The following is a 25545-nucleotide window of genomic DNA, read 5'->3' as shown; positions in this document are numbered from 1 at the left end:
AAGCCGCTCCTACGGCACGGACTATGTAGGAGCGGCTTCAGCCGCGATTCATTTCAGATTAATGGTCATGTTCGGTCCGCCGTGGGCGGCGTCCGGAATGTCGTCGTCGAACCAGCGGCTGGTCACCGTCTTGGTCTCGGTGTAGAAGCGCACCGCCTGTTTGCCGTAGGCGTGCTGGTCGCCGTAGAAGGAACCCTTCCAGCCGGTGAAGCTGAAGAACGGCAGCGGCACCGGAATCGGCACGTTGATGCCCACCTGGCCCACCTCGATGCCGTGCTGGTAACGACGCGCGGCGGCGCCGCTGGCGGTGAAGATGGAGGTGCCGTTGCCATAGGGGCTGTTGTTCACCAGCTCGATGGCTTCATCCAGGGTGTCCACGCACACGCAGCACAGCACCGGGCCGAAAATTTCCTCCCGGTAGAGGGCCATCTCCGGCTTCACGTCGGTGAACAGGGTGGGGCCCACCCAGTTGCCGTCCGGCAGGCCGTCCACGGCGCACTCGGAGCCGTCCAGCAGGCAGGTGGCGCCTTCCTCCTTGCCCTGGCGGATCAGATCCAGCACCCGGTCCCGGGCCTTGGCGCTGATTTGCGGGCCGTAGGCCGCCTTGTCATCGTCCCAGGCGCCGGGTTGGATGGCGGCGAACTCGTCCTTCAGCTCCTCGATCCACTGCTGGGAATCGCCCACGAACACCGCCACGCTGATCGCCATGCAGCGCTGCCCGGCGGCGCCGCAAGCGGAACCCACCAGGTTGCTGATGACCTGATCCTTGCGCGCGTCGGGCATCACCACCATGTGGTTTTTCGCGCCGGCGAAGCACTGGGCGCGCTTTAGGTGATCGGTGGCGGTGCGGTAAACGTGCTGGCCCACCGGCACCGACCCCACGAAGGACACCGCCTTGATGTCCGGATGGGTGAGCAGGGTGTCCACCTGCTGCTTGCCGCCATGGATCACCTGCAACAGGTTCTTGGGAGCGCCGGCGTCCAGGAACAGCTCGGCGAGAATGTTCGGGGTCATCGGGTCCTGCTCGGAGGGCTTGAGCACGAAGCTGTTGCCGCAGGCGATCGCCATGGGGAACATCCACAGTGGAATCATGGCCGGGAAATTGAACGGCGTGATGCCGGCGCACACCCCCAGCGGCTGGGTCCAGGAATGGCTGTCGATGCCCCGCGCCACGTTCTCCACGGTCTCGCCCATCATCAGCGAGGCGATGTTGGCGGCGTGCTCCACCACCTCGATGCCGCGCCACACGTCTCCCTTGGCGTCGGCGAACACCTTGCCGGTTTCCCGGGCCAGCACCTCGGCGATTTCATCGTGGCGCTCCTTGAGCAGGTGCTGGTAGCGCAGCATCAGCCGCGCCCGCTCGGACACCGGCACCTCGCGCCACTCCAGAAAGGCCGCCTTGGCGGCGGCGATGGCGCGTTCCATTTCGTCGGCGGTGGCCGCCGGCGCTTCGCACAGCACCTCCTGGTTGGCCGGGTTGGTCACCGGAATCCAGGTGTCCGTGTCACTGTGCCGGAATTCTCCGTCGATCAATTGGGGCAGTCGGGTGGTCATGGGGCTCTCCATCATTATTGGCCGTATTGGGAAGCCAGTGTCTCTACACCAGCGTATATAGAACCACCGCCATTACCAGTACCACCGAGGGCACCAGCACACTGGCGATGAACACCGTCGGGTAGGCCCGTTGGTGGGTTTCCTTGCAGATCGCGCGAATGGTGGTTACCACGTAGCCGTTGTGCGGCAGCGAATCCAGGCCGCCGGAAGCCAGCGCCGAGATGCGATGCATGGCGCCGTTGTCCAGGCCCATGCCCTGGTAGATCGGCGCCAGAATGGGCAGCGCGATACCCAGGCCGCCGGAAGCGGAGCCCGTGATGCCGGCGATTACCGTCACCGCCATGGCCAGCCCGGCGTACTCCAGCCCTGGCAGGTCGGTGAGCACCGCCACGATTTCCTTGAACGCCGGCGTCAGCGCCGCCACCGCGCCAAACCCCACCACCGCGCAGGTATTGGCGGTGGCCACCAGCGCGTTGTCGGCGCCGGTGCCCAGGGTGCGGGCGCGCTCATGCAAATGGCGATGAAACAGCACGAAGCCGAGCAGCAGGCTGGCGCCCATGGCCACCAGCAACGCCTCCACCGGGCGCATGCCCAATGCCAGCGACAGCAGATTGAAGCCGCCCACCAGCACCAGCAGCGGCAATAACGCCGCCCAGGTGGGCACCGGCGCGCCGTCGCCCTGCTCGTGCAACTGGCGCGCCGCCGCCGGCGGATCGAAAGTCTCGCCAGCGTGCACCGCCCGCCGCACGCAGCGACGGATCGCCCAGGCGCCCAGCACCAGAATGGTGAGCGCGCAGATCACCCCGATCACGCCGCCGGCCACCGCGGTGGTGCCGAAATGCTCGGTGGGGATCAGGTTCTGTACCTCCGGCGACCCGGGCGAGGTCATGGTGAACGAAATCGACCCGAACACCATGGCGCCGGGGATGAAGCGGTGCGGCAGGTTGGCGTGCTTGAACAGCTCGAAGGCGATCGGGTAGACGCTGAAGCCGACCACGAACACGCTCACCCCGCCGTAGGTAAGGATCGCGGAGGCGCCCACCACCGCCATGATGGCCCGCTTCTCGCCGAACCAGCGGCTGGACTGGCGGGCGATGGCCTTGGCGGCGCCGCTGTCGTCCATCAACTGACCGAAGATGGCGCCCAGCAGAATCGCCGGGAACCAGGTGGTGAAGAAGCCGGTGAAGCCGGCCATGTAACTGTCCAGCATGGCGTCGTTGAGGGGCAGGCCGCTGCACACCGCCACCAGCATGGCGCAGAGTACCGCTGAGATGATGATGTTGACGCCGCGCATGGTCAGCACCACCAGTAAGGCCAGGCCGGCGAACAGTCCGAGGAAGCTGGCTACAAGCATGAGCTCTCCCTGTTTCTCGTGTTGTTGTTCTGGTGGCATGCCGGACCCGGCAACACCACGTTTTTCAATTATTGCTATGGTGTACCACAGCGTAATGCTGGATAAGATGGCTTTAATTGATGGATGATGGACAAAATTGCGATGCGCGGAACCAGTCCACAGGTGGAAACGTCCCGTTGGCCATTACCGGAAAGCGGCCGGCGCGTGGTGATCCCGCAGAATCTGGTGGCGGAGCTGGCGGGGCACCCCTTGTGCCGTGATTGCCTGCCCCACGGCGCCGGGTTCTATCCCAGTGCCGCCGGACATCACATGGACCGTGACGCGCCCCGTGACCACTTGCTGATCTACTGCCTGGCCGGCTCCGGCGAAGCGGAGCTAGAAGGCCGCCGCCAACCGGTGGAGGCTGGTGACGCGCTGCTGTTCCGGGAAGGGCGGGCGCACCGCTACCGGGCCAACCCGGACGATCCCTGGACCATCTATTGGGCGCACCTGGGCGGGGACCGGGTGGATGATTACTTCGACGCGGTGCTGGAGGGCCCGGATACCTTCGTTGCCCCGGTGGGCTTGCACCCCCGCCTTACCGAGGACCTGGACGCCCTACTGGCAACAGTCACCCGCTTTCGCGGCCACCACCTGATCTACGCCGCCAACTTGCTGAAAAGCCTGCTCAGCTACATGGCCCTGATGCGCCGCCAGCGCGAGGACCGCAACGACGCCCTGGACGTGGCCCGGGTGCAAGCCTGGCTGCGCGGCCGGCTCCATCAACGGGTGGACCTGGATACCCTGGTGGCGGCCACCAGCGACCTGTCACGCTACCACTTTATCCGCGCCTACAAGCGCCAGACCGGGCAGACGCCGATGCAGGCGTTCCAGCACCTCAAGATCAGCCGTGCCTGCTACTTGCTCGATATCACCGACCTGAGCGTGGCGGACATCGCTCAGCAAATGGGCTTTGACGATCCGTACTATTTTTCGCGCCTGTTCAAGAAAGTCATGGGCGTGGCGCCCCGCGACTACCGCCGCGAACATCTCGCCTAAACGAAGAGAGTGTATGCTTTGGATCTTTGTGAAATGGCTCTAAAAAAAATAAATGGGGGTTTGTGCTGTAAGAAAATATGCAATTTCATGGATGGGAAATTAAGAGCAAGGATAGAAAAATGGCCCTTTCAACGGAAGAAAAAGAGCGCTACCACGATTTAATACAATCCATCTGGTCTGGATCGGTGAGTTCTTCGCCGAGCCAGATTACCGAAGCCGTCGCGGATATTGTTGATACCGTCCTTGATGAAACCTACCAGTGCTCAGAAAACTTCGCTGGAACCCTGACTTTTCTGGCCGCGATTGGTGGGGCATGGATATTGCCACGCAATATTGTTAAGCATTATTTCGATGTCTTGAATACTTGGTTGTCCGAGGTCGAAGGGGATATTACCTATCAGGCCTGCTTGAACCAAGCCGCTTTAAACTGGAAAAGCCCGTTGGTGCTTGCCTTGATGGGGCTATGAGACATGGACTTTCTTAGGGTTTGTTTCTGGATTCTTGCCGCGATAAGCGCGATCTGGTACTTCAGGGACAGAGATAGCTGGGTATTCCGCGCTTCCTCGGTGGCGGCTACGATCTTGATCACCTTTCTCCTTGCTAAGAGGGTGTTGGGTTGATCATGGCTGTTTGAAAAATTTTGAGGGCTTCGGTTTTGCTCATCAGAAGATCAATGTAATGGGCTTTCTGACCATCGATAAAAAGCATGGTCCGATATCCGGCGGTGTTTTTTGTGGCTCGGAGGTACAGCGAAGTATCTCCGAGCTTTCTTACGTGGATTTCTGGAGAGAGGCCCTCGGGCGAGAGAAGCTTCGTTGCCCGTTTTGCTTCATTGGGGGCATCTTTGTACAGCTTCGACTCATCCTTACTAAGGATTCGGTGAGTGAGGGTGTTCCCGTTCGAGTACTTGACGACGACCATGTCGTCACGGTGGGCAATGGCCTCCAGGTAGCTTTCGGGTAGGTGTAGCCTCAATGATCCAAGCACGATTTGGAAACGGGCGGGCGGAACCTGTGATTCGACATCAGCCGGATCGGTTCCTTCCACCGAAGCGGTACTCGCCAGAGCTGGAACACAAAACAAAAAAAGCAGCGTAATGGTTGTCATTGCTCTGGCCATTGCTCTTTTCCATGGAACCTTCTCCATACGTTTCAATCCTCATTCGGCATCATCGTTGCCGCTCCGCCACTGAAGAAACGCGGCGCCGGCGTTTTCCACGGCCTGCTCCAGGGCCTGGTGGCGCTTGCCGTCGCCGGGGTGGCGGGGCGGGTTTTGCAGCGCTTTTTGCAGGCGCTGGCGGTCGCCGCGCGGCAGTTGTTCGAGCCAGTGGCGGTCGCCCTGGTCGAGGGTGAGCGGGTCGCGGCCGGCGTGGTTGCGGTGGCTGACCTGGAACCAGTGCTCCAGGGCGCGGCCGAGCACCACATAGCCGAATTGCGGGTCGCGCACCGGGCCGAATTCCGCCCGGCGGCCGCCGCCGGTGAGCGGCGCCAGCAGTTTCAGGGCGGCCAGTTTGCCGGCGTATTTTTCCCCGTAATAGAGGCTGCCGGCGGCGCCGAGCACGCCGCCGATCAGCGCGCCGGTGCCCAGGGAGTGGCCGGCGGCCAGGGCGTCCACGCCGGCGCCGCCCAGGGCGCCGGCGCCGAAGCCGGCGGTGGCCAGGTAGGCGCGGCTCACGCCCCAGGCGCGGCGGGTCTGTTCGCTGAACAGGTCGCCGCCTTGCCAGTCCAGGGCTTGCTCGCGGCGGTGCAGGTGGCGGTGTTGGTAGAGGGCTTCCACGTCCCGACGCAGGTGCTGCTCGCGCTGGCGCTGGCGGTCCCGCCAGCGCCGCGCCAGGTCGTGTTCCAGGGCGTCGCGGTTGGCGTCGTCGGCGAGGCGGGCGCTTTCCACGTGCAGCAGCATGTCGGTGAGCGCTTCGGCGATCAGAGCCATGGCCCGGTGTTGGCGATGGCCGCGCTGGTCGCGCAGATAACCCACCGCTTCTTCCAGGGGCGCTTCCCATTCCGGGGCCAGCTGGCCGAAGCCTCGCAGCAGGCTCAGGTGGGTCTCGAAGGGGGCATGGACGGCGTCGAAGTCGCGCACGATCTGGAAATACTGACCGAGAGCGGCGCGCCAGTCGTCCAGGTGGTCGCCCTCGCCGATGCGGTTGATCAGCGCCAGGCTGGGACGGCCGGTCCAGCGCAGAATTTCCATTTCCGCTTCCTGTTCCGGGCTGTAGGGTACGGCGCCGTCCACCACATAGAGAATGCCGGCGCCTTCCAGAATCGGCGTGAGCAGTTCGCATTCGTCGTGGAAGCGCGGGTCGTCGCGGTGCTGGGTGACGAAGGCGCGCACCGTGTCCGGCCGGTCCGAGGCGCTGGCGCTGTGCGCCTGCAGCCAGGCCAGCACCTTGCGCGGGCGCTGGAAGCCGGGGGTGTCGATCAGTTCATAGAGCGGGCGGCCGTCCACGCTCAGCGGGTAGCGCTGGCTGTCCCGGGTGGTGCCCGGCTCCAGGGCAATGGCGATGCCGTCGTTCTGGGCCAGGGTGGCGACGATGCTCGACTTGCCCTTGTTGGGGTGGCCGACCACGGCGAAGCGGGGCAGGGCGGTCATGGGCGCGCCTCCTCGCTCACCGGCGCCGGCGGCGCGCACAACCGCAGGGCCGGGTCCTCGCGGCGGGCGGCGAAGCGCCGCCAGGGGGCCAGGGCGGCGGGGTCGTCCCCGGTCAGGGGCAGCAGGGCGATCACGGTGTCCGGGCCCCAATGGGCGCGGGCGTCATCGAGAAAATCCGCCAGGTCGCCGGTGGGTGGTTCCCAGGCGCGCACCAGCAGCCATACCGGTCGCTCCGGATCGGCCCGGTTGAGGGCGTCCCGGTCCTGTTCCAGGCTGGCGCTGCCGCCGGCGTCGAGGACCCGGTCGGGGCGCTGGGGCAGGGCCGGGTGGTCGGCGCCGGCCCAGCGGATCAGGGTGCCGGCGTGGTCCGGCGGCGGCGGGGCCGGCGTGTCCTCGACCCGGGCCGGCGCCGGGCCGGGCGGTTCGTCGGCGCCGCTGTCCACCCAAGGGGTGGCGAAGCGTTCGCGCAGGGCGGCGTAGCCGGGGTGGTCGCGCAGCAGGCGGCGCGCCCGCCGGTTCAGGTGCCAGCGGCTGAGTGCCAGCAGCGCCAGGCGCGGCAGCACCACGTAGCACAGCCACAGCAGGGTGAGGAATGGCCACCAGCCGCCCAGTAGCGCCGGGTCCGCCGGGGTACCGCCTTCCAGGCGGAAATAACGGGACTGGGCCACCAGTTCCGGGCCGGGCACGGCGGCGGGCAGCCAGGCCCGCCAGGGCCAGGCCAGGGCGTCCATCAGTTGCTGGTAGGCCGGCGCGGAGGTTTGCAGGGTGGTGCTCCAGCCGAACGCCAGGTCCCGCACCAGCACCTGGGCGAGCAGGGTGGCCAGGGCGGTGAGCGCGAACGCCAGGCCGCCGGCCTGGGCCGCCCGGGCCGCCAGTTGCGGCTGCAGCTGGCGCAGCACCGGGGCGCCGTGGCGGTCGCGGTCGAACAGACCGCCCCAGGGCCGCCACCCGGCCAGGGCCTGGCCGGCGGTGGCCAGGGCCAGCAGCAGTTGCAGCAGGGCCAGGGCTACGAACAGGGTGACGTTGATGCGTGCCGGGCCGGTGACGTAGAGCAGGCCGAGCATGGTGAGCACGCCCAGCACCGCGCCGGCGCCGGTGAACGCCAGGGTGGCCCGGCGCCAGCGGCGCAACGGCGCCGGGTCGTGGTGGCCGGCATTCACCGCGTGCAGCCACTCCGCCACCGAGGGGGGCTCGGCGCCGGCTTCTTCCCGGGCCAGGGCCAGACGGCGGTCGCGGCGGTGCAGGAACGCCGGCGTCTGGTCCCGGTCACGTTGGTACTGGGCGTCGAAATCCAGCAGAAGCGGCAGGGGCGAGCGGGACAATTAGCGCGTCTCCCCGTCCTCGGGAAGGGTGTAGTAGACGCCGTCCTGGCCGCAGGCGTGGCAGGCGTTGCCGAACTTGCCCACTTTCTTGCCGTTCTTGTCGTAGCCGATCGCCGGGCGGTATTCCATGGTGCAGGCCTGGGGGCGCGGCTCCGGGCAGAGGTTGGCGCCGGCGGGCGGGGCCACGGCCTGCTGGGCGCAGCCGGTGGCGAGGGCGGTCAGGCCGCCGAGCAGGGCAATGGAACGCAGCATCGGAATACTCCCTTTGGACAATGAAATCTGGCCGCCATGGTACCGCGTGGACCGGCTTTTTGGCGCGCCCGTTCCCATGAGTGTCGATCATGGGTGCCATGACAAGCGCCTTGACCTTATCATTGGCGTCCTGTGTGAACGGTGAAGATGTAAACGGCGAAAAGGAAACAGGCATCATGAACGAGGTGGACTGGCGCAACGACGTGGCGGCGATCTGGCGGCCCCGGCAGCAACGGCTGCGCCCGGTGCGGCATCTGGACCCGGTGTCCCTGGACGATCTGCTGGGCATCGAGACCCAGAAGGCCAAGCTGATTCAGAATACCGAGCGCTTTCTCGCCGGCAAGCCCGCCAACCACGCTTTGCTGTGGGGCAGCCGGGGCACCGGCAAGTCGTCGCTGGTAAAGGCGTTGCTCAATGCGTTCGCGCCCAAGGGCCTGCGCGTCATCGAGGTGGAAAAGCACGATCTGGTGGATCTGCCGGAAATCGTCGACGACATTCGGGAACGTCCCCAGCGGTTCGTGATCTATTGTGACGACATGGCGTTCGAGGACGGCGACACCCAGTACAAGCACCTCAAGAGCGTGCTGGAAGGCTCCCTGGAGCTGCCCCCGGAGAACGTGAAGCTCTACGCCACCAGCAACCGGCGGCATCTGGTCAGCGAGTACCTGAGCGATAACGAGCAGAGCCGGGTGGTGGGCCGCGAGATCCATCACGGCGACGTGGTGGAGGAGAAGATCTCCCTGGCGGACCGCTTCGGGCTGTCGCTGAGCTTCTACCCGATCAACGAGGAGCGCTATTTCGAGATGGTCGACCATCTGTTCGGTGCGGTGGCCGATCCGGAGCAGTTGCATATCCGCGCGCGGCGCTTCTCCATGGAGAAGGGCGTGCGCTCCGGGCGCACGGCGCGCCAGTTCTACAACCAATTCGTCGGCGAGTTCTGACAGACCCCCGGGGCTCGTGGCATACTGTCGATTCACTTTTGAAGAGCCGCTTTCATGGCGCGTCATTCGCTGCACAACAGAATGATGGTCACACCCGCGCACTGTCCCCGCCGCGGTCGCCGCCCCTATTTTCCCGATCCGCCCGTTGTTGCCAAGCCTTGACCTGTTAAGCTCAAAGCGGCTTCGCCGCAACGGATAACGGATACTCTATGAATCTAGCCATTCTGGTGCTGCTGCCCTTTCTGGGCGCGGCGCTGCCGCCCCTGGCCGAGCGGCTGAGGGCCCCGCGCACCGCCCTGGCGCTGAGCGCGGCTTTGATGCCGGCGCTGGCCCTGGCGCTGCTGATCGGCCCCGCCGGCCAGGTGTTCGAGGGCCGCACCGTGCAGGACGCCTTGAGCTGGATGCCCAGCCTGGGTTTGACGCTGGCCTTCCGCCTGGACGGGCTCGCCCTGTTGTTCGCCCTGCTGGTGCTGGGCATCGGCCTGCTGGTGATCCTCTACGCGCGCTATTACCTGTCCGCCAACGAAAAGGCGGGCCGGTTCTACGCGTTCCTGCTGTTGTTCATGGGCGCCATGCTCGGCGTGGTGACCAGCGACAACCTGCTGCTGTTGGTGTTGTTCTGGGAGCTGACCAGCCTCAGTTCCTTTCTGCTGATCGGCTTCTGGTCCCACCAGAGCGCCGCCCGCAAGGGCGCGCGCATGGCGCTCACGGTCACCGGCATGGGCGGCCTGGCGTTGCTGGCCGGGGTGTTGCTGATCGGTCAGGTGGTGGGTAGCTACTCCCTGGATCAGGCTCTGGCCAGCGGCGATCTGATTCGCGCCAGCGGGCTCTACCCGCTGATCCTGGTGCTGGTGCTGCTGGGCATCTTCACCAAGAGCGCTCAGTTCCCGTTCCATTTCTGGTTGCCCCATGCCATGGCGGCGCCGACGCCTGTGAGTGCTTACTTGCACTCCGCCACCATGGTCAAGGCGGGGGTGTTCCTGCTGGCCCGCTTCTACCCGATGCTGGCGGGCACCGACCTGTGGTTCGATCTGGTCACCCTGGCGGGCATGGCCACCCTGCTGTGGGGCGCGGCGGCGGCCCTGTTCCAGCATGACCTGAAGGGCCTGCTGGCCTATTCCACCATCAGCCACCTGGGGCTGATCACGCTGCTGTTCGGTCTCAACACCGAGCTGGCGGCGGTGGCGGCGGTGTTTCACATCATCAACCACGCCACCTTCAAGGCGTCCCTGTTCATGGCCGCCGGCATCATCGACCACGAGACCGGCACCCGGGACATGCGGCGCATCAACGGCCTGTGGAAGTACATGCCCTATACTGCGGTGCTGGCCATGGTGGCCTCGGCGGCCATGGCCGGGGTGCCGTTGCTGAACGGCTTCCTGTCCAAGGAGATGTTCTTCGCCGAGACCCTGCAGTCCAGCCGGCTGGGCGCCATGAGCTGGGTGCTGCCCCTGGGCGCCACCCTGGGCGGGGTGTTCTCGGTGGCCTATTCGGCGCGCTTCATCCATGACGTTTTCTTCAACGGCGAGCCGGTCAATCTGCCCAAGTTCCCGCCCCATGAACCGCCGCGTTACATGAAGGTGCCGGTGGAGATCCTGGTGGCGCTGTGCGTGGCGGTGGGCGTGCTGCCCGCGATCACCGTGTCCGGGCTGCTGGCGGTGGCGGGCAGCGCCACCCTGGGCGGCGAGCTCCCGGAGTACCATCTGTCGATCTGGCACGGTTTCAACGTGCCGCTGCTGATGAGCGTGGTGGCGCTGGTGGGCGGCGTGGCGGTGTACAGCCTGCGCCGCTGGCTGTTCGCCCAGTACGACCGGCTGCCGGCGATCAACGCCAACCTGATTTTCGAGGGCCGGGTGCAGGCCCTGGCCCGGGCCGCCACGGCCCTGGGCAACACCCTGCGCAACGGCTCCCTGCAAAGCTACGCCGCCTGGCTGCTGGCCCTGGTGGCCCTGGTGCTGCTGGTGCATCTGTCGCCGGCGGCCATCGACGGCACGCGCGGCCTGCTGCCGCTGGACGGCGTGGCCCTGCTGGCCGGCGCCATGCTGGTGGTGGCGGCGCTGATCACGGCGGTGCTGCACCGCCACCGGGTGACCGCGATCATGTCGGTGAGTGTGGTGGGCCTGGTGGTGTCGCTCACTTTCGTGCGCCTGTCGGCGCCGGATCTGGCGCTCACCCAGTTGTCCGTGGAAGTGGTCACGGTGCTGCTGCTGATGCTGGCGATGTACTTTCTGCCGGTGCGCACGCGCATGGAGTCCGGGGCCCTGCGGGTGTCCCGGGACCTGCTGCTCTCGGTGGTGATCGGCGGCGGCGTGGGGCTGATGGCGTTCGCCATGATGACCAGCGATTTCCAGACCATCAGCGGCTATTTCCTGGACAACGCCAAGCCGGGTGGCGGCGGCACCAACGTGGTCAACGTGATCCTGGTGGACTTCCGTGGCTTCGATACCTTTGGCGAGATCACCGTGCTGGGCATCGCCGCCATGGGCATCTATGCCCTGCTGCGCGATCTGGACCTGCTGTCCGCGCGCAGCGATTCGGTGGGCCGGCCCTGGGCCCGGGATGCCCATCCGCTGGTGCTGGTGACCATTTCCCGGCCGTTGCTGCCGCTGGCGCTGCTGATCTCGGTGTACATCTTCCTGCGTGGCCACAACCTGCCCGGCGGCGGTTTCATCGCCGGCCTGATCACCTCGGTGGCGCTGCTGCTGCAGTACGTGGCCTCCGGGGTGGAATGGGTGCACCGGCGCATGCCCGGCGACTACCACCCGGTGGTGGCCGTGGGCCTGCTGCTGGCCGGCGTCACCGGCCTGGGCTCCTGGTTCTTCGGCCATCCGTTCCTGACCAGCACCTTCGACCACGTGCACTGGCCCCTGGTCGGGGAATTCGAGCTGGCCAGCGCCATGCTGTTCGACACCGGGGTGTTCCTCACCGTGGTGGGGGCGACGCTGTTGATGCTGGCCAACCTGGGCAAGCTGTCCTTGCTGGACGACAAGAAGGGAGGGGCCTGATGGAAGCCATGGTCGCCATCATGATCGCGGTGCTGGTGGGCACCGGGGTCTACCTGGTGCTGCGCGCGCGCACCTTCCCGGTGATTCTGGGCATTACCCTGCTCAGCTACGGGGTCAATCTGTTCGTGTTCATTTCCGGCCGGCTGGCGCTGGATCAAGCGCCCATCGTGGGGCGTGGCCCGGCCACCGACCCGCTGCCCCAGGCGCTGGTGCTCACCGCCATCGTCATCGGCTTCGCCATGACCGCCTTCCTGGTGGTGCTGGCCCTGCGTGGCCAGGGGGAAACCGGCACCGACCACGTGGACGGTGACGCGGATGAAGGAGGGCAGCGCTGATGGAACACCTGATCATCGCGCCCATCCTGATTCCCGCCTTCGCCGGCATGTTGCTGCTGCTGGAGGTACGCGAGCGCCAACCGTTGCGCCGGCTCACCGGTCTGGTGTCCGCGCTGGCGCTGATTCCGGTGGCGGTGGGCCTGTATCTGCGCGCCGCCGGCGGCGACATCCTGGTCTACCAGTTGGGTGACTGGGCGGCGCCGTTCGGCATCGTGCTGGTGCTCGACAAGCTCAGCGCCCTGATGGTGCTGCTCACGTCGTTGCTGGCGTTGCCGGCGCTGATTTATGCCAGCCGCGCCGACGACAAACGGGGCGCCAACTTCCATGCCCTGTTCCAGCTTCAGCTGATGGGCATCAATGGCGCCTTCCTCACCGGCGATCTGTTCAATCTGTTCGTGTTCTTCGAGGTGCTGTTGATCGCCTCCTACGGCCTGGCGCTGCACGGGCGCGGCCCGGCCCGGGTCAAGGCGGGCATCCATTACGTGGTGCTCAACCTGATCGGCTCGGCCCTGTTCCTGGTGGCCCTGGGGCTGGTCTACGGCACCACGGGCACCCTCAACATGGCGGATTTCGCGGTCAAGGTGCGCGAGCTCGACGGTGGCGCCCTGGAGCTGGCGCGCATCGCCGGCCTGCTGATGTGGGTGGTGTTCGGCCTCAAGGCGGCGCTGTTCCCGCTCTACTTCTGGCTGCCCGCCACCTACGCCAACGCCACCGCCGGGGTGGCGGCGCTGTTCGCGATCATGACCAAGGTGGGCGTCTACGCCATTGCCCGGGTTCAGGGATTGGCGTTCCTGGACGGCCCTCTGGCCGGTCTGGGCCGTGACGCGCTCTGGGTGCTGGCGCTGCTGACGCTGCTGCTGGCGGCCATCGGCGTGCTCGGCGCGCGCCGGCTGGGCGAGATGGTGGCCTACCTGGTGGTGATGTCGGTGGGGACCCTGATGGCCGGGCTTAGCTGGGGCTCCCCGGAGGCGACCGGCGCCATGCTCTATTACCTGATTCATTCCACCCTGGTGTGCGGCGGGCTGTTCCTGCTCGCCGATCTGGTGGCCCGGGGGCGCGGCAAGCTTGGCGATCAACTGGTGGCCGGGCCGGCGCCGGCGGGCCGTTCCGGCCTGGCGGCGCTGTTCTTCCTGGGCGCCATCGCGGTGATCGGCCTGCCGCCGCTGTCCGGCTTCATGGGCAAGGTGGCGCTGCTGCAGACCGTGCCGTCGCCGCTGTATTGGCTGTTCCTGCTGGGCGGTGGCCTGCTGGCCCTGGTGGGCATGAGCCGCGCCGGCTCCACCCTGTTCTGGCGCGCCACCGGCGACGGTCGGGCGCGGCGCCTGGACCGCCCCCGCCTGGCCGCTACCGTGCTGTTGTTGAGCGCGGCGCCGGCCCTGGCGATCTGGGGTGAACCGGTACTGGAAGCCACCGTGGCGACCGCCGCCCAATGGGCCCAGCCGGGGCTGTACATCGAGGCGGTTCTGGGAGGAGGCGCATGATGAGCCGTTTATTACCGTTTCCGATGCTGAGCCTGCTGCTGTGGTTGTCCTGGCTGCTGCTCAACGGGTTTTCCTGGGGGCACGGGCTGCTGGGCCTGGTGCTGGCGGTGGTGCTGCCCCTGGGCACCCGGCCGTTCTGGCCGAACGTGCCGCGCCTGCGGGATTTCCCCAAGCTGGTGCGCTTCGTGCTGGTGGTGCACTGGGACATCATCACCGCCAACGTGGTGGTGGCGCGTTTGATCCTGGGCTCGCCGCGCAAGCTGCGGCCGGCGTTCGTGGAATTGCCCCTGGAGCTCACCGACGACTTCGCCATAACCCTGCTGGCGAGTACCATTTCCCTGACGCCGGGCACGGTCAGCGCCGACGTCAGCGAGGACCGCCGCACCCTGCTTATCCACGCCCTGGATATGGACGACGAAGCGGAGCTGGTGGCGCAGATCAAGCAGCGCTACGAGCGGCCGCTCAAGGAGATCTTCGAATGCTAGCCATCGCGCTCCCCATCGGCTTCGGCCTGATCGTGCTGGCCCTGCTGCTCAACCTGTACCGGTTGCTGCGCGGGCCCACCCTGCCGGACCGGGCCCTGGCGCTGGACACCATGTACATCAACGCCATCGCCCTGATCGTGCTGTACGGCATCGCCACCGACGGCAAGCTGTATTTCGAAGCCGGCATGCTGATCGCCCTGATCGGCTTCGTATCCACCGTGGCGGTGGCCAAATACATGACCCGCGGCGACATCATCGAATAGCGGACGGAGGAAAATCATGGATCAAGTGGTTGAGTTTCTGGTCAGCGCCGCCATTCTGGTGGGAGGCGTATTCGCCCTGGTGGGGTCGATCGGGCTGGCGCGTCTGCCGGACTTCTATCTGCGGCTGCACGGGCCGACCAAGGCCTCCACCCTGGGCGTGGGCGGAACCATTCTGGCGTCGTTGCTGTTCTTTTCCTGGCAGGAGCGGGCGCTGCAGTTGCAGGAAGTGCTGATCGCGCTGTTCCTGTTCATCACCGCCCCGGTCTCGGCGCACATGCTGGCGAAGGCCGCCATGCATCGGGATCTGAAACGCCGTGAGGACACCCGCGGCCGGCCCTGGAAGCAGTAGCCCGAACGGGCGTCGGGCCGGCGGTTCCGGAAAAGTTTCGGAGACGAAAAGTGAAATTTGTAAAAGGTGAAATGACCTGGAAACTTTTTCCAAAGGCGGCCGGTCCTAACTAATGGCTACGGACCGGTACCCCCGATCCCCCAGTACCCTCGCCGGTTCGTAGCTTCTGGACACCCCGGTCTCTCCCCCAGGAGGCCGGGGCGGCAAGCCTCCCTGGCAGCGCAGTCGTTCCCTTCCCCCCACTTGCTGCCAGGGATTTTTTTTGCCTGCTGAAAAGCAGGTGCCGGCTCCGGGCCGGGCTTTCCCCTATCCGCCCCATTTCTAGCAAACCCCGTGCCGTACCGGTCGAAATATAAAAACCGGATAAAAATCATGAAGTTACGATATCGAAGCCAGGGTGGGCCGCGTTGACGGGAATCAATATAGTGCCGAAAAGCGTCGAAAGTGTGACAGAGGGGGTCAGTTCGCCGGCGTGTCGTCGTCCGGTGGCGGCATCCGCAGCCATTGGCCGAGACGGGTCCAGGCCTCGTCGCAACCGGTGCCGGCGGTGGCGGAGAACAGCTGGGCGCTGAGCGGCGCCGGGTGATCCTTCAGCGTCTTGCGCACCTGCAGCAGGGTGGACTTGGCGGCGCCGAACTTGAGCTTGTCCGCCTTGGTGATTAGCAGGTGCAGTGGCATCCCGGCCTGGGCGGACCAGTCCAGGATCAGCCGGTCGAAGTCCTTGAGCGGGTGGCGGATGTCCATCAGCAGCACCAGGCCGGCCAGGCAGGCGCGCCGCGCCAGGTAGTCGTCCAGGTGGTGCTGCCACTGCTGGCGGGTCTGCTTGTCGACCTTGGCGTAGCCGTAGCCGGGCAGGTCCACCAGGCGGCGCTCCTCGTCCAGCTCGAAGAAGTTCAGCAACTGGGTGCGGCCCGGGGTCTTGGAGGTGCGCGCCAGGCTGCGCTGGCCGGTGAGCCGGTTGATGGCGCTGGATTTACCGGCGTTGGAGCGGCCCGCGAACGCCACCTCGTAGCCCTCGTCCGGCGGACACTGCTCCACGGTCTGGGCGCTTTTCAGGAAACGGGCCTGGTGCAGCAGGCGCTGGGTCGGGTGTTGGGGCATGGGCCGGGTCTCACACACTGGGCGGTTGGCACTGGGCGGCTTGGAAAAACCGCACCGTTAATAAGGCATATGACGGGAGCGGACCTCTAGTATATAATGCGCGCCGTCGCGCGTTCGCCGCGTGGCCGACGTTCTACAGGTCTTTGTCTTTAAAGGCAAATACCAGACAAAGACCCACAATAAAGCCAGCATGTCGCCAGCTCCACGGGGAGATACCGCATGAAAGGTTTGATCGCAGGGCTCGCCCTGACCCTGGCCCTGGGCCTGACCACGGGCGCCCAGGCCGATGCCGTTAAGGAACGCTACGATCAAAGTTGCACCTACTGCCATTCCAGCGGCGCCGCCGGCGCGCCCAAGACCGGTGACCAGGCCGCCTGGAAACCGCGCCTCGAGAAAGGCATGGACACGCTGGTCAAACACGTCAAAGAGGGCTACAACGCGATGCCGCCGGGGGGCATGTGCGGTGACTGCTCCGACGAGGAATACCGCGCCCTGATCGAATACATGTCGAAGTAAGTCGCTGTTTTTGAAGGAAAGGCCATGAAGTGTATCAAGCTGATCGTGCTGCTGGCGGCCCTGGTTGCCGCCCCTTTCGCACTGGCTGAGGGGAATCCGGAAGCCGGCAAGGAAAAATCCCAGCCGTGCGCCGCCTGCCACGGCCCGGACGGTAATTCGCCGTCCGGCATGTACCCGAGCCTGGCGGGCCAGGGGCAGAAGTACCTGCTGGAACAACTCAAGGCGTTCAAATCCGGCGCCCGTGAAAACGCCATCATGGCCGGTCAGGTGGCCAACCTGAGCGACCAGGACATGCAGGACCTGGCGGCGTATTTCGCCGAGCAGACGATCACCACTGGCCAGGCCAGCGCGGACTGGGTCGACCAGGGCGAGCGCCTGTACCGTGGCGGCGACGTCGAAGCCGGCATTCCCGCCTGCTCCGGCTGCCACGGCCCGGCGGGCGAGGGCATCGACGCCGCCGGTTTCCCGGCGCTGGCGGGCCAGCACCCGGATTACGTGGAAGCCCAGCTCAAGGCATTCCGCGCCGCCGGCAGCGAGGCCATTGGCGACATGGCCAAGCGCGCCAACGATCCGCAGGCGATGATGCGCACCATCGCCGCCAAGATGAGCGACGCTCAGATCAAGGCGGTGGCCAGCTTCGTCTCCGGCCTGTCCGTGGACGAGGGCGGCGCCGAGGAATAAGCGCCGACCCGCCCCGCGACGAAAAAGGCAGCCTCTGGCTGCCTTTTTTATGGGCTCTCTTCATGCAAGTGACCGGAGATGTGGTCATAATGAGGATGTTTTCCGGCCGCCGGGAGCGTTTTCGCCCCACGGTGGTCACAGAGTGGACTAGTCGACAACAAGGAGAATTTCATGTTGCGTAAGCTCATGACGGCAGCGGCGTTGCTGGTGGGTCTGGGCCTAGCCGGCGCGGTCGGGGCGGCGGAATCCAGCGGCCATGCGCGCTACGCGGAAGGGACGCACTACAAGGTGCTCGAAGCGCCGGGTAGCGTGGATGATCCGGACAAGGTGGAAGTGCGCGAGTTCTTCTCCTACGTCTGCCCGCACTGCTACAACCTGGAGCCGCTGGTGCACGACTGGCTCGAGGACAAGCCGGACAACGTGAACTACGTGCGTACCCCGGTGACCTTCCTGCGCAACGCCGAGCCGCTGGCCCGTGCCTACTACGTGGCCGACATCCTGGACATCGTGGACAAGGTCCACAAGCCGGTGTTCGACGCCATCCACAAGCACCGGGAACCGCTGTTCACGCCCACCGCCCTGGCGGATTTCTTCGCCAAGTACGGCGTGGACAAGGACGAGTTCAACCAGCTCTACGGCTCCTTCGGGGTGTCCACCAAGCTGCGTCAGGCCGATGCCCTGGCCCGTGACTACCAGATCCGTGGCGTGCCGTCCTTCGTGGTCAACGGCAAGTACCTGATCCTGCGTGATGGCCTCAAGAGCAACGCGGAAATGTTCGACGTGATCGACTACCTGGTCGAGCAAGAGAGCCAGTAACCGGAGCCCGAGCGTCCATGCTGCTGGACCGCGCCCGTACCGCCTATCAATCCTGGAAGGCCCGCCCGGCGGGCTTTTCCCTGGCCCGGGAAGGGCACCGCCGCACCCGCCGGGTGCGCGAGGTGACCCTGCCCGAGGACAGCCTGAAGCTGCTCAGTTTCAATATCCAGGCGGGCATCGGTACGCGCCGCTTCCGGGAGTACCTCACCGGCAGCTGGAAGCATCTGGTGGCGCATCCGCGCAGCGTGGAAACCATCGAGCAGATCGCCGAGGTGGTGCGCCACTTCGACGTGGTGGGCCTGCAGGAGGTGGACGGTGGCAGCCTGCGCTCGCGCAACGTCAACCAGCTGGTGCACCTGGCCTCGATGGCGGACTTCCCGTTCTGGCACCAGCAGCTTAACCGTAACCTGGGCCGCCTCGGCCAGTTCAGCAACGGTTTCCTGAGCCGCCTCACGCCGTTCGCGGTGGAGGACCACACCCTGCCGGGCCTGCCCGGTCGCGGCGCCATCCTGATCAAGTTCGGCCATCCGATACAGCCCCTGGTGGTGGCCGTGGTGCACCTGGCCCTGGGCGAGAAGATGCGCAACACCCAGCTTGGTTACGTGAGCCGCCTGCTGCGCCCCTATCGCTACACCGTGGTGATGGGGGACTTCAATTGCCGGCTGGAGCACCTGGCTCAGTCGCCCCTGGCGGAGCTCGACCTGGTGCCCGTGGAAGGCGAGCTGTTCACCTTCCCCAGCTGGGCCCCGGACCGGCACATCGACCACATCCTGCGTTCGCCGGAGCTGGAAGTGCGCCACACCCGCGTGCTCACCGACTGCCGGCTCTCCGATCACCTGCCCCTGGCCACGGAAATCCGCATCCCCGACGCGGTGCGCGCGGCCACCCTGGAACACCGCCTGCCCCTGATCGAGTAGGACCGTTTACCGGACCTTCACGTAACGCTACCAAAAGCCCACCGTCGCGGCGGGGTATTGTCAGGGAACCGACATCAGCGGCGGCCATGCTCCCGGCTTTTCGCCAAGGAGCACGATCATGCAGCGTGACGATGAGTTTGCCGGTGCCTTGAATCGACGGCGCCGGTTTCTGTTGAAGGGCATGGCCGGTTCCGCCGTGGTGCTGGCCGGTTGTGGCGGGGGTGGCGGCGGCAACGGCGCCGCCGCGCCGGCGCCGAACGCCCCGGACCCGGCGCCGCCCGGGCCCACCACGCCGGACCCGGAGACGCCGGTCCCGCCGGAGCCCCGGCCGGCGACCCATCCGCCCCGGGGGCTGCACGTCAGCGTGCAGGACAACAGTAACCGGACCCGCACCCTGACCTGGTTCACCGACGGCGCCGAGGCACCCCGCCAGCGGCTGGAGTACGACCAGCCCGACGGCCCCTGGGACGAGGAGCGCATTCAGAGCCGGCCGCTGCTGAAATGGGTGTACGCCTTCTCGGAGGACACCTTCGGCGTGGACGCCCGCACCCACCGGGCCATGGCCCCGGCGCTGGACCCGGACAAGCCGTTCCGCTACCGGGTCGGGTCCGAGCAGGGTGGCTGGTCCCGGGTCTACTGGCTCGACGCCATCCCCCGGGACAACTGGACCTTCATCCACTACGGCGACGTAGGCGTCAACGAGCGCGCCCGGCGCGTTATCGACGAGAGCCGGCGCCATCGGCGGGATCTGCTGATCCTGGCCGGCGACCTGTCCTACGCCAATGGCGACCAGCCGGTGTGGGACCAGTGGTTCGATCTGGCGGAGCCGTTGCTGGCCAGTACCCTGACCATGGCGGCGGCGGGCAACCACGAGGCCAAGGACGGCGAAGGGCTCACCGCCGGCAAGGCCTTCAAGAGCCGGCTGACCCACCCGGACCCGCTGTTGGACAACCTGAACCCCAATCCGGGCAGCACCTACTACGGGTTCGACATCAACCGGGTGCATTTCTTCGTCAGCAGCGCCGGTGCGTTGATCGAGGATTTTTCCCTGGCCGAGGAGCTGGTGAACCTGGAGATCGATCTGGCCAAGGCCGCCGCTCGGCGGGCGCGGGGTGAAATCGACTTCATCGTGCTGGTCCAGCATTACCCGATCTGGACCGACCAGGACGGTCGCAGCCCGGCCAATTTCGCGCTGGTCACCCTGCAGGAAAACATTCTGCTGCGCTACGGCGTGGACCTGCTGCTGGTGGGCCACGACCACGTTTATCAGCGCTCCAAACCCATGGCCTACGGGGTCGAATCATCGCTGGGCTATGTGCAGGTGCTGTGCGGCACCGGCGGCGCTTCCGTGCGTCTGTTCGACGACGGTCCCCAGGGCTGGTCCGCGAAGCAGTTCGTGGGCATCGGGTTGGTGCATTACCAGGTGGAGCCGGGCCGCATCACCGGCGAATTCTGGGGCGCCGAACCGGAGGGGCTGGAGGACGAGAAGCGGCAGACGGTGACCGGCCCGTTCCAGTCGCGGGACCGCTTCGTGGTCGAAAAGCGGGAGCATCTGGCCTGCCTGGAATGCGCCCGTCCGGCGCGGCCGGCGGCGGAACTGCTGCGTGATTACCCGGCCATCGTGGCCCACACCCGGGAGCGCAACCGCCGCCATCTGGCGGAAGAGCACGGCGGCTAGCGCACCCGGTCCAGGGTGATCGGCGCCGGTTCGGCGGGCCGCAGGGCCGGTGATTTGAGGATGCGCGCGGCCAGTTCGTTCTGCCGCGAGGTGCCGGTCTTGCGGAACACCGCCTTGAGCTGGCCGCGCACGGTTTGCACCGAGACGCCCTGGTCCCCGGCCAGGGAGGCCAGGTCGCGGCCCTCCGCCACGCCCCGGGCCACGCGGGCTTCCGCCGGGGTGAGATCGAACAGCATGGCCACCTGGGCTTCGTCCACCCGGCCCTCCTGTTCCGGCAGGTGGAAATAGACCAGCGCCCGGCCGCCGCCGGGCAGCAGGGCGCGGGCCACTTCCGGCGCCAGCGGGCTGACCACGCACACCAGTGGCCGCTTTCCGAGGCGCGGCACCGCCAGGGCGCCGCCGGCGTGGCCCCAGCCCCGGCCGGCGCTGGCGAGCACGCTGTCGAGCAGTTGCTGGAAGCGGTCGCGCAGCCCGGCCGGGCGCAGGGTCAGCCGGCCATGATGGTGAATCAGCGCCGGTTCGTGGGCGATCAGGGTTTGCGCCCGCTCGCACAGATAGTCCACCCGGCCCGCCGCGCCCACCACGGCGTAGGGCCGGCTGCCGGCCACCGAGCCGGCTTCGCCGCGCCAGCGCAGCCGTTCACCGTGGCGGCACAGCTCAATGGCGCGGCGTACGTGGGGCACCAGATGGTTGAACCAGTCGGTGTCCGGCTGGTCGTAGGGGCCCTGGCCGTCGGTGCGCTGCACCAGCAACTGGATGGTGTGGTCCTCGCCTTGATAAACGGTGCCGCACACGCCGTGGTGAATATCCAACTGGCGGGCCCAGTCATTGTAGAATTCGGTGCCGTAGAACCGCTTCTGGCGGCAGGAAAAGTCCAGGTAGGTGGAATACAGGCGCCCGGGGGGCTTTTCGCGCAATTCCGGCCGCCACGGGCAGGCGTTGACGAAGTAATCCACGTACTGGCGGTGGGCGCCGTCGTCGATATTGATCTTGGCGCTGGAGGTGACCTGCTCGGCGGACCGGTCCAGCACCAGCATGCGCGCCGAACGGGAGCGGCTGACGCGCACCAGCTGTTCCAGGAAAGCGGGCCAGCATTGCTGGTCCACCGGCGTGGCGTAGAGCGTGTCCAACAGTTCGTCGTAGGCCGCTCCGCTATACGGAAGGAGTTTTGACGCTTCCATGGAATCCCCGATGTAACCTTGTACCCCCAATGTCGACTATGTCACAAAATCATCCTTGCCACGAGAACCGGATAGCAAAACGCTACGCGACGGCGGCGCCGGTTAACGTTCCGACACCCGCCGATAACGGGCCTTCACGGGATTGGAGGGGGCGCCGTGAGAATGTTTGTGCATGGCCGCGCCCTGAATCCCACCTGGCTGGGGGCGGCGCTGGGAAGACCGCCTTTAATCCGCCCTGAAAGGGCCATTGATGATTGAATGTTTGGGGGAAACCGCATGATCGAAACCACCATCACCCTGTCCGACGGGCGCGAGCTGCGAGCCTCGGAAACCGGCTCCGGCGACCACCTGGTGGTGCTATTGCATGGCTGGACCTGTCGCCGCCAGCACTGGGCCGGTTTCCTGGGGGCGGAAGGGCGCCGGTACCATTGCCTGGCACCGGACCTGCCCGGCCACGGGGATTCCGCCGATACCGCCGGCGACGGGAGCGTGGCCGGCCTGGCCGCCGATGTGGCGGAACTGGTGGCGGCGCGGGCGCCGGCGCGCACGGTGCTGGTGGGACATTCCATGGGCGGCGCCGTGGCCATGGAGGCCGCCGCGCGGTTGTCGGCGGTGGCGGCCGTGGTACTCGTGGACACCTTCGTGATTCCCTACGGCGATCTGGCCGAGGCCGACGCCGCGGCCATCGAGCGAGGCTTCCAGGAGGATTTCGAGTCCGCCCTGGACCGGCTGGTGGACACCAATGCCGCCAGCGGCATGCGACGGGCCGCCAAGGACGCCCTCGCCGACGGCATGAAGGAAACCGACCCGGAGCGCATGCTGCCGCTGTGGTCGGACCTGCTGCGCTGGGACCCCGAACCCGCCTTTCAGGCCCTGGAAGCGCCGATTCTGGCCATCAACGGCGATCTGATCCCGGACGCCTCCTATCGGCGCTGCGCCGGCCGGGTGGACGAGCAGCGCCTGCCCGGCGCCGGCCACTTCCCGCAACTGGAAATGCCGGAGGCGTTCAACCGCGCCCTGGACGACATTCTGCGCCGGGTTCAGTAGCGGGTTTCGGCCATGCCGGAGAACTGCTTGGCCAGGTAGGTGGCGTAGTTGTCGGTCATGCCGGAGAGGAAATCCAGTGCCCGCATGATGCACTGGTATACCCGCTCGCGCTCATCCAGTTCCGCCAGGCCGTCCGGGAAACTGTGGCGGCCGATCAGGTCGATGATGCGCTCGTGGCGGTAATTGCGGGCGGTGCCCCGGGCATGGGACAGCGCCGCCTCGATCAGACCGTCGAGCAGCGCCCCCATCACCTCGAAGGCACCGATCTCCAGCTCGATCTTGCGCGGGTGCTCGAACACCTTGCCCCGGGCCAGTTGCTTGGCGTTCTCCACCACGTCGTGAACCGACGGCTCGCAGTGGTGCAGCAGGTCGCCTTCCATCCGTCCCTCGAGCAGCGCCTGGTGGTTGACCACGAAGGCCTCCACCCCGGCCTCGATGAAACGCTCGATGATCTTGCCGCGCAGCAGCGCCGCCTTGCGGCCGTCGCGCATCTCCGAGCGCACCAGGTGGCGTACCTCGGCGTTGTCCGGCAGCGCCGGGGAGAGCAGGGCGTAGACCTCGTCCCAGTGCAGCAGATCCATCTCCAGGCCGTCTTCCAGATCGATGATGGCGTAGCAGAAGTCGTCCGCCGCCTCCATCAGGTAGGCCAGGGGGTGCCGGCAGTGGCGCCCCGGCGCCAGTTCGCGCAGGCCGGTGGCCCGGCACACCTCCTCGAAGGGCGCCGCCTCCGCCAGGAAGGCGCTGTACTTGCCCGGCTTGGCGCCGCCCTCGCCGGCCCGGGAGGACAGCCAGGGGTATTTCAGGAAGGTGGCCAGGGTGGCGTAGGTGAGCCGCATGCCGTCGTCGTACTGGTGGTACTCACTCTTGGTGAGGATGCGAAAGCCCTGGGCATTGCCCTCGAAATAGATCAGGTCGCACTGCTGCGCCGGCGTCAGCAGCTCCAGATAGCGCTGGCCGCGTTCCTGGAACCAGGCGCGGATGGCGCGCTCGCCGGTGTGGCCGAACGGCGGGTTGCCGATGTCGTGGGCCAGGCAGGCGGACTGCACGATGTCGCCCAGGTCGGTGGGGTTGACGCTCTCCGGCAGGTGCCCCAGGCGCGCCAGCCGCTCGCCCACGCGGATGCCCAGGGTGCGCCCCACGCAGGACACTTCCAGGGAGTGGGTGAGGCGGTTGTGCACATGGTCGTTGGTGGCCAGCGGGTGGACCTGGGTTTTGCGCGCCAGCCGCCGGAACGCGCCGGAGAAGATGATCTTGTCGTGGTCGCGCAGGAAGGCGGTACGGCCGGTCTCGTCCTTGGCGTCGCGCTGGCCCAGCCGCGCCTTGTTCAGCAGTTGTTCCCAGTTCATGGTCACCGTGCGTTGAAAAGAGGGCCCGTGCCCCCAGGGCTGCGTGTATTGATCCCATCTTGATGCCGAACCTGTCAGCGTCAAGCGAAATCTCAAACCCCGAAAGGGGCAAACCGAACCCGGGAGAGTGAAGGAGTCACTATGAATCTGGACAAACCCCTTTTGATGTTGGTGACCAGTGCATCGCAAATGGGCCAGGGCCAGCAGACCGGCCTGTGGCTGGAGGAATTCGCGGTGCCCTACAAGGTGTTCAAGGACAACAACATTCCGGTGCGGGTGGCCAGCCCCTCCGGCGGCAAGGTGCCCATCGATCCGCGCTCCGTGCCCGACGACGAGCAGAAGGAAGCCTGGAAGGAAGCCATCGCCGAGCTGGAGAACACCCGGCCCCTGGAGGAAATCTGGGAAGACGGCTTCGTTGGCGTATTCGTGCCCGGCGGCCACGGCGCCATGTTCGACATGCCCGACAATCCGCTGGTGGCCGGCGTGCTGGAACGCACCTGGGCCCAGGGCGGCGTGGTCAGCGCCGTGTGCCACGGGCCGGCGGCGCTGGTGGGCGCCCGCGACGAGAACGGCGTGCCGCTGGTGAAGGACCGCCAGGTGGCCTGTTTCACCAACGAGGAAGAACGCGAGGTGGGGCTCGAGGAAGTGATGCCCTTCCTGCTGGAGACACGGCTCGCCGAACTCGGCGCCGAGCTGCATAACAAGGGCAAGTTCGAGCCCCAGGCGGTCACCGACGGGCGCCTGGTCACCGGCCAGAACCCGCCCTCCAGCCAGGTCACCGCCGAAGCGGTGGTGGAAGTGCTCTACGCCGAGTAGAAACCGCGATCAGGAATCGCAGGGGCCCGCCCAGCGGGCCTCTTCCTCGATCGTCAGAGGCTGCTCGCCCTGCGCGCGGGTGGTCATCCTCGAAGTGTAGTGCTCGTCATCCTCCAGCGTCATCGCGCCGCTGGAATCGAGGCTGCGCTCTCCCGCCTGACACCGGGTGGTCCATTCCAGGGTATCCCCGTCCCAATCCATCTCCGGGCTTTCGCAGCCATTGCGCAGTGACGCCTGGCGGGTGGTTCGCTCGATGTTGTCCGCTTCCTTGGCGGTCAGGCAGCGGGTGTAGGTGGCTTCCTTGTCCATGCCCGGCGGCGCCGGCTCGCTGGTGATCGTGCGCTTGATTTCCCATTCCCCGGGCTTCAAGTCGGCGGCCATCGCCTGGCTACCCAGCGCGGTCAGCGCCAGGCCGAGAATGATGCTGGTTTTCTTCATGGTCCATCCTTAATCAACTAAAAAACCGTGCCCAAGTGTA

The 25545-nt window shown here is 66.5% G+C and carries 26 protein-coding genes; 16 read left to right on the top strand and 10 right to left on the bottom strand.

Going from position 1 to position 25545, the window contains the following annotated elements; all coding sequences use genetic code 11:
* Positions 1-48 precede the first annotated feature (48 nt).
* Both HMJ39_RS15645 and HMJ39_RS15640 read right to left on the bottom strand, forming a co-directional pair.
* Positions 49-1554 (bottom strand): CoA-acylating methylmalonate-semialdehyde dehydrogenase, encoded by a 1506-nt coding sequence (locus HMJ39_RS15645; protein ID WP_194298003.1) that lies wholly within the window; start codon positions 1552-1554, stop codon positions 49-51.
* Positions 1555-1597: 43 nt separating this feature from the next.
* Positions 1598-2908, bottom strand: coding sequence for a GntP family permease (locus HMJ39_RS15640; protein ID WP_161382838.1), 1311 nt, complete (start codon positions 2906-2908; stop codon positions 1598-1600).
* 162 nt (positions 2909-3070) lie between these two features.
* Between HMJ39_RS15640 and HMJ39_RS15635 the strand changes: the two genes are divergently transcribed.
* Together HMJ39_RS15635 and HMJ39_RS15630 are read left to right on the top strand one after the other, a co-directional pair.
* Positions 3071-3946: an AraC family transcriptional regulator gene (locus tag HMJ39_RS15635; RefSeq protein ID WP_256244445.1), complete on the top strand. Its 876-nt coding sequence runs from the start codon at positions 3071-3073 to the stop codon at positions 3944-3946.
* A 119-nt stretch (positions 3947-4065) separates the two neighbouring features.
* On the top strand, positions 4066-4413 hold the full coding sequence (locus HMJ39_RS15630; RefSeq protein ID WP_194298001.1) for a hypothetical protein: 348 nt from the start codon (positions 4066-4068) through the stop codon (positions 4411-4413).
* 133 nt (positions 4414-4546) lie between these two features.
* On the opposite strand, the gene HMJ39_RS15625 is transcribed toward HMJ39_RS15630, so the two are convergent.
* From HMJ39_RS15625 to HMJ39_RS15610, 4 genes are read right to left on the bottom strand one after another with little or no spacing between them, the layout of a single operon-like run.
* A complete protein-coding gene (locus HMJ39_RS15625) occupies positions 4547-5065 on the bottom strand; it encodes a hypothetical protein (protein ID WP_194298000.1) in 519 nt (172 codons plus the stop codon).
* Positions 5066-5104: 39 nt separating this feature from the next.
* A complete protein-coding gene (locus HMJ39_RS15620; protein WP_194297999.1) occupies positions 5105-6535 on the bottom strand; it encodes a GTPase/DUF3482 domain-containing protein in 1431 nt (476 codons plus the stop codon).
* Positions 6532-7857, bottom strand: coding sequence for a DUF2868 domain-containing protein (locus tag HMJ39_RS15615; protein WP_194297998.1), 1326 nt, complete (start codon positions 7855-7857; stop codon positions 6532-6534). Before HMJ39_RS15615 ends, HMJ39_RS15620 begins: the two co-directional genes overlap by 4 nt.
* Entirely contained in the window at positions 7858-8109 is a 252-nt protein-coding gene (locus HMJ39_RS15610) for a hypothetical protein (protein ID WP_194297997.1), read from the bottom strand.
* 176 nt (positions 8110-8285) lie between these two features.
* Here HMJ39_RS15610 and HMJ39_RS15605 point away from each other — a divergent pair, with 176 nt between their 5' ends.
* The 7 genes from HMJ39_RS15605 to HMJ39_RS15575 all read left to right on the top strand — a co-directional run bounded on the left by HMJ39_RS15605 (position 8286) and on the right by HMJ39_RS15575 (position 14968).
* Positions 8286-9050: an ATP-binding protein gene (locus HMJ39_RS15605; protein WP_194297996.1), complete on the top strand. Its 765-nt coding sequence runs from the start codon at positions 8286-8288 to the stop codon at positions 9048-9050.
* Between the two features lie 209 nt (positions 9051-9259).
* Positions 9260-12055: a monovalent cation/H+ antiporter subunit A gene (locus HMJ39_RS15600; protein ID WP_194297995.1), complete on the top strand. Its 2796-nt coding sequence runs from the start codon at positions 9260-9262 to the stop codon at positions 12053-12055.
* Positions 12055-12390, top strand: coding sequence for a Na+/H+ antiporter subunit C (locus HMJ39_RS15595; RefSeq protein WP_161382845.1), 336 nt, complete (start codon positions 12055-12057; stop codon positions 12388-12390). The genes HMJ39_RS15600 and HMJ39_RS15595 overlap by 1 nt, the downstream gene beginning before the upstream one ends.
* Entirely contained in the window at positions 12390-13871 is a 1482-nt protein-coding gene (locus tag HMJ39_RS15590) for a monovalent cation/H+ antiporter subunit D (protein WP_194297994.1), read from the top strand. Before HMJ39_RS15595 ends, HMJ39_RS15590 begins: the two co-directional genes overlap by 1 nt.
* Entirely contained in the window at positions 13868-14356 is a 489-nt protein-coding gene (locus tag HMJ39_RS15585; RefSeq protein ID WP_194297993.1) for a Na+/H+ antiporter subunit E, read from the top strand. The genes HMJ39_RS15590 and HMJ39_RS15585 overlap by 4 nt, the downstream gene beginning before the upstream one ends.
* A complete protein-coding gene (locus tag HMJ39_RS15580) occupies positions 14350-14619 on the top strand; it encodes a K+/H+ antiporter subunit F (RefSeq protein ID WP_161382848.1) in 270 nt (89 codons plus the stop codon). The genes HMJ39_RS15585 and HMJ39_RS15580 overlap by 7 nt, the downstream gene beginning before the upstream one ends.
* A gap of 16 nt (positions 14620-14635) precedes the next feature.
* Positions 14636-14968 (top strand): Na+/H+ antiporter subunit G, encoded by a 333-nt coding sequence (locus HMJ39_RS15575; protein ID WP_161382849.1) that lies wholly within the window; start codon positions 14636-14638, stop codon positions 14966-14968.
* Between the two features lie 459 nt (positions 14969-15427).
* Here HMJ39_RS15575 and yihA read toward each other — a convergent pair whose 3' ends face one another.
* Positions 15428-16069, bottom strand: coding sequence for a ribosome biogenesis GTP-binding protein YihA/YsxC (gene yihA, locus HMJ39_RS15570; RefSeq protein ID WP_194297992.1), 642 nt, complete (start codon positions 16067-16069; stop codon positions 15428-15430).
* Between the two features lie 219 nt (positions 16070-16288).
* On the opposite strand from yihA, the gene HMJ39_RS15565 reads away from it, so the two are divergent.
* From HMJ39_RS15565 to HMJ39_RS15545, 5 genes are all read left to right on the top strand, one after another.
* Positions 16289-16585, top strand: coding sequence for a c-type cytochrome (locus HMJ39_RS15565; RefSeq protein ID WP_161382851.1), 297 nt, complete (start codon positions 16289-16291; stop codon positions 16583-16585).
* A 24-nt stretch (positions 16586-16609) separates the two neighbouring features.
* On the top strand, positions 16610-17266 hold the full coding sequence (locus HMJ39_RS15560; protein ID WP_194297991.1) for a c-type cytochrome: 657 nt from the start codon (positions 16610-16612) through the stop codon (positions 17264-17266).
* Between the two features lie 171 nt (positions 17267-17437).
* A complete protein-coding gene (locus HMJ39_RS15555; protein WP_161382853.1) occupies positions 17438-18082 on the top strand; it encodes a thiol:disulfide interchange protein DsbA/DsbL in 645 nt (214 codons plus the stop codon).
* A gap of 17 nt (positions 18083-18099) precedes the next feature.
* Positions 18100-18999 (top strand): endonuclease/exonuclease/phosphatase family protein, encoded by a 900-nt coding sequence (locus tag HMJ39_RS15550; RefSeq protein ID WP_194297990.1) that lies wholly within the window; start codon positions 18100-18102, stop codon positions 18997-18999.
* A 118-nt stretch (positions 19000-19117) separates the two neighbouring features.
* Entirely contained in the window at positions 19118-20677 is a 1560-nt protein-coding gene (locus HMJ39_RS15545; RefSeq protein ID WP_228462403.1) for a purple acid phosphatase family protein, read from the top strand.
* Here the strand turns inward: HMJ39_RS15545 and HMJ39_RS15540 are convergent.
* Positions 20674-21807 carry a helix-turn-helix transcriptional regulator gene (locus tag HMJ39_RS15540; RefSeq protein WP_228462402.1) on the bottom strand — a complete coding sequence of 378 codons (1134 nt, stop codon included), beginning with the start codon at positions 21805-21807 and terminating at the stop codon, positions 20674-20676. The two genes, HMJ39_RS15545 and HMJ39_RS15540, sit on opposite strands and share 4 nt — an antisense overlap.
* A gap of 327 nt (positions 21808-22134) precedes the next feature.
* Here HMJ39_RS15540 and HMJ39_RS15535 point away from each other — a divergent pair, with 327 nt between their 5' ends.
* Complete coding sequence (locus tag HMJ39_RS15535; RefSeq protein ID WP_194297988.1) at positions 22135-22905, top strand: alpha/beta fold hydrolase; 771 nt, start codon at positions 22135-22137, stop codon at positions 22903-22905.
* On the opposite strand, the gene HMJ39_RS15530 is transcribed toward HMJ39_RS15535, so the two are convergent.
* Positions 22899-24251 (bottom strand): deoxyguanosinetriphosphate triphosphohydrolase, encoded by a 1353-nt coding sequence (locus HMJ39_RS15530; RefSeq protein ID WP_194297987.1) that lies wholly within the window; start codon positions 24249-24251, stop codon positions 22899-22901. The genes HMJ39_RS15535 and HMJ39_RS15530 overlap by 7 nt on opposite strands.
* A gap of 141 nt (positions 24252-24392) precedes the next feature.
* Here HMJ39_RS15530 and HMJ39_RS15525 point away from each other — a divergent pair, with 141 nt between their 5' ends.
* A complete protein-coding gene (locus tag HMJ39_RS15525; RefSeq protein ID WP_194297986.1) occupies positions 24393-25067 on the top strand; it encodes a type 1 glutamine amidotransferase domain-containing protein in 675 nt (224 codons plus the stop codon).
* A 9-nt stretch (positions 25068-25076) separates the two neighbouring features.
* Here the strand turns inward: HMJ39_RS15525 and HMJ39_RS15520 are convergent, their stop codons facing one another.
* Positions 25077-25505, bottom strand: coding sequence for a DUF3617 domain-containing protein (locus tag HMJ39_RS15520; protein ID WP_194297985.1), 429 nt, complete (start codon positions 25503-25505; stop codon positions 25077-25079).
* Positions 25506-25545: the final 40 nt, after the last annotated feature.

This window comes from Alloalcanivorax profundimaris (genome assembly GCF_015265435.1).
GTDB classification, from domain to species: Bacteria; Pseudomonadota; Gammaproteobacteria; order Pseudomonadales; family Alcanivoracaceae; genus Alloalcanivorax; species Alloalcanivorax profundimaris.
The sequence above is the reverse complement of the archived record's forward strand: the minus strand, read 5'-3'. Positions and strand labels throughout refer to the sequence as shown.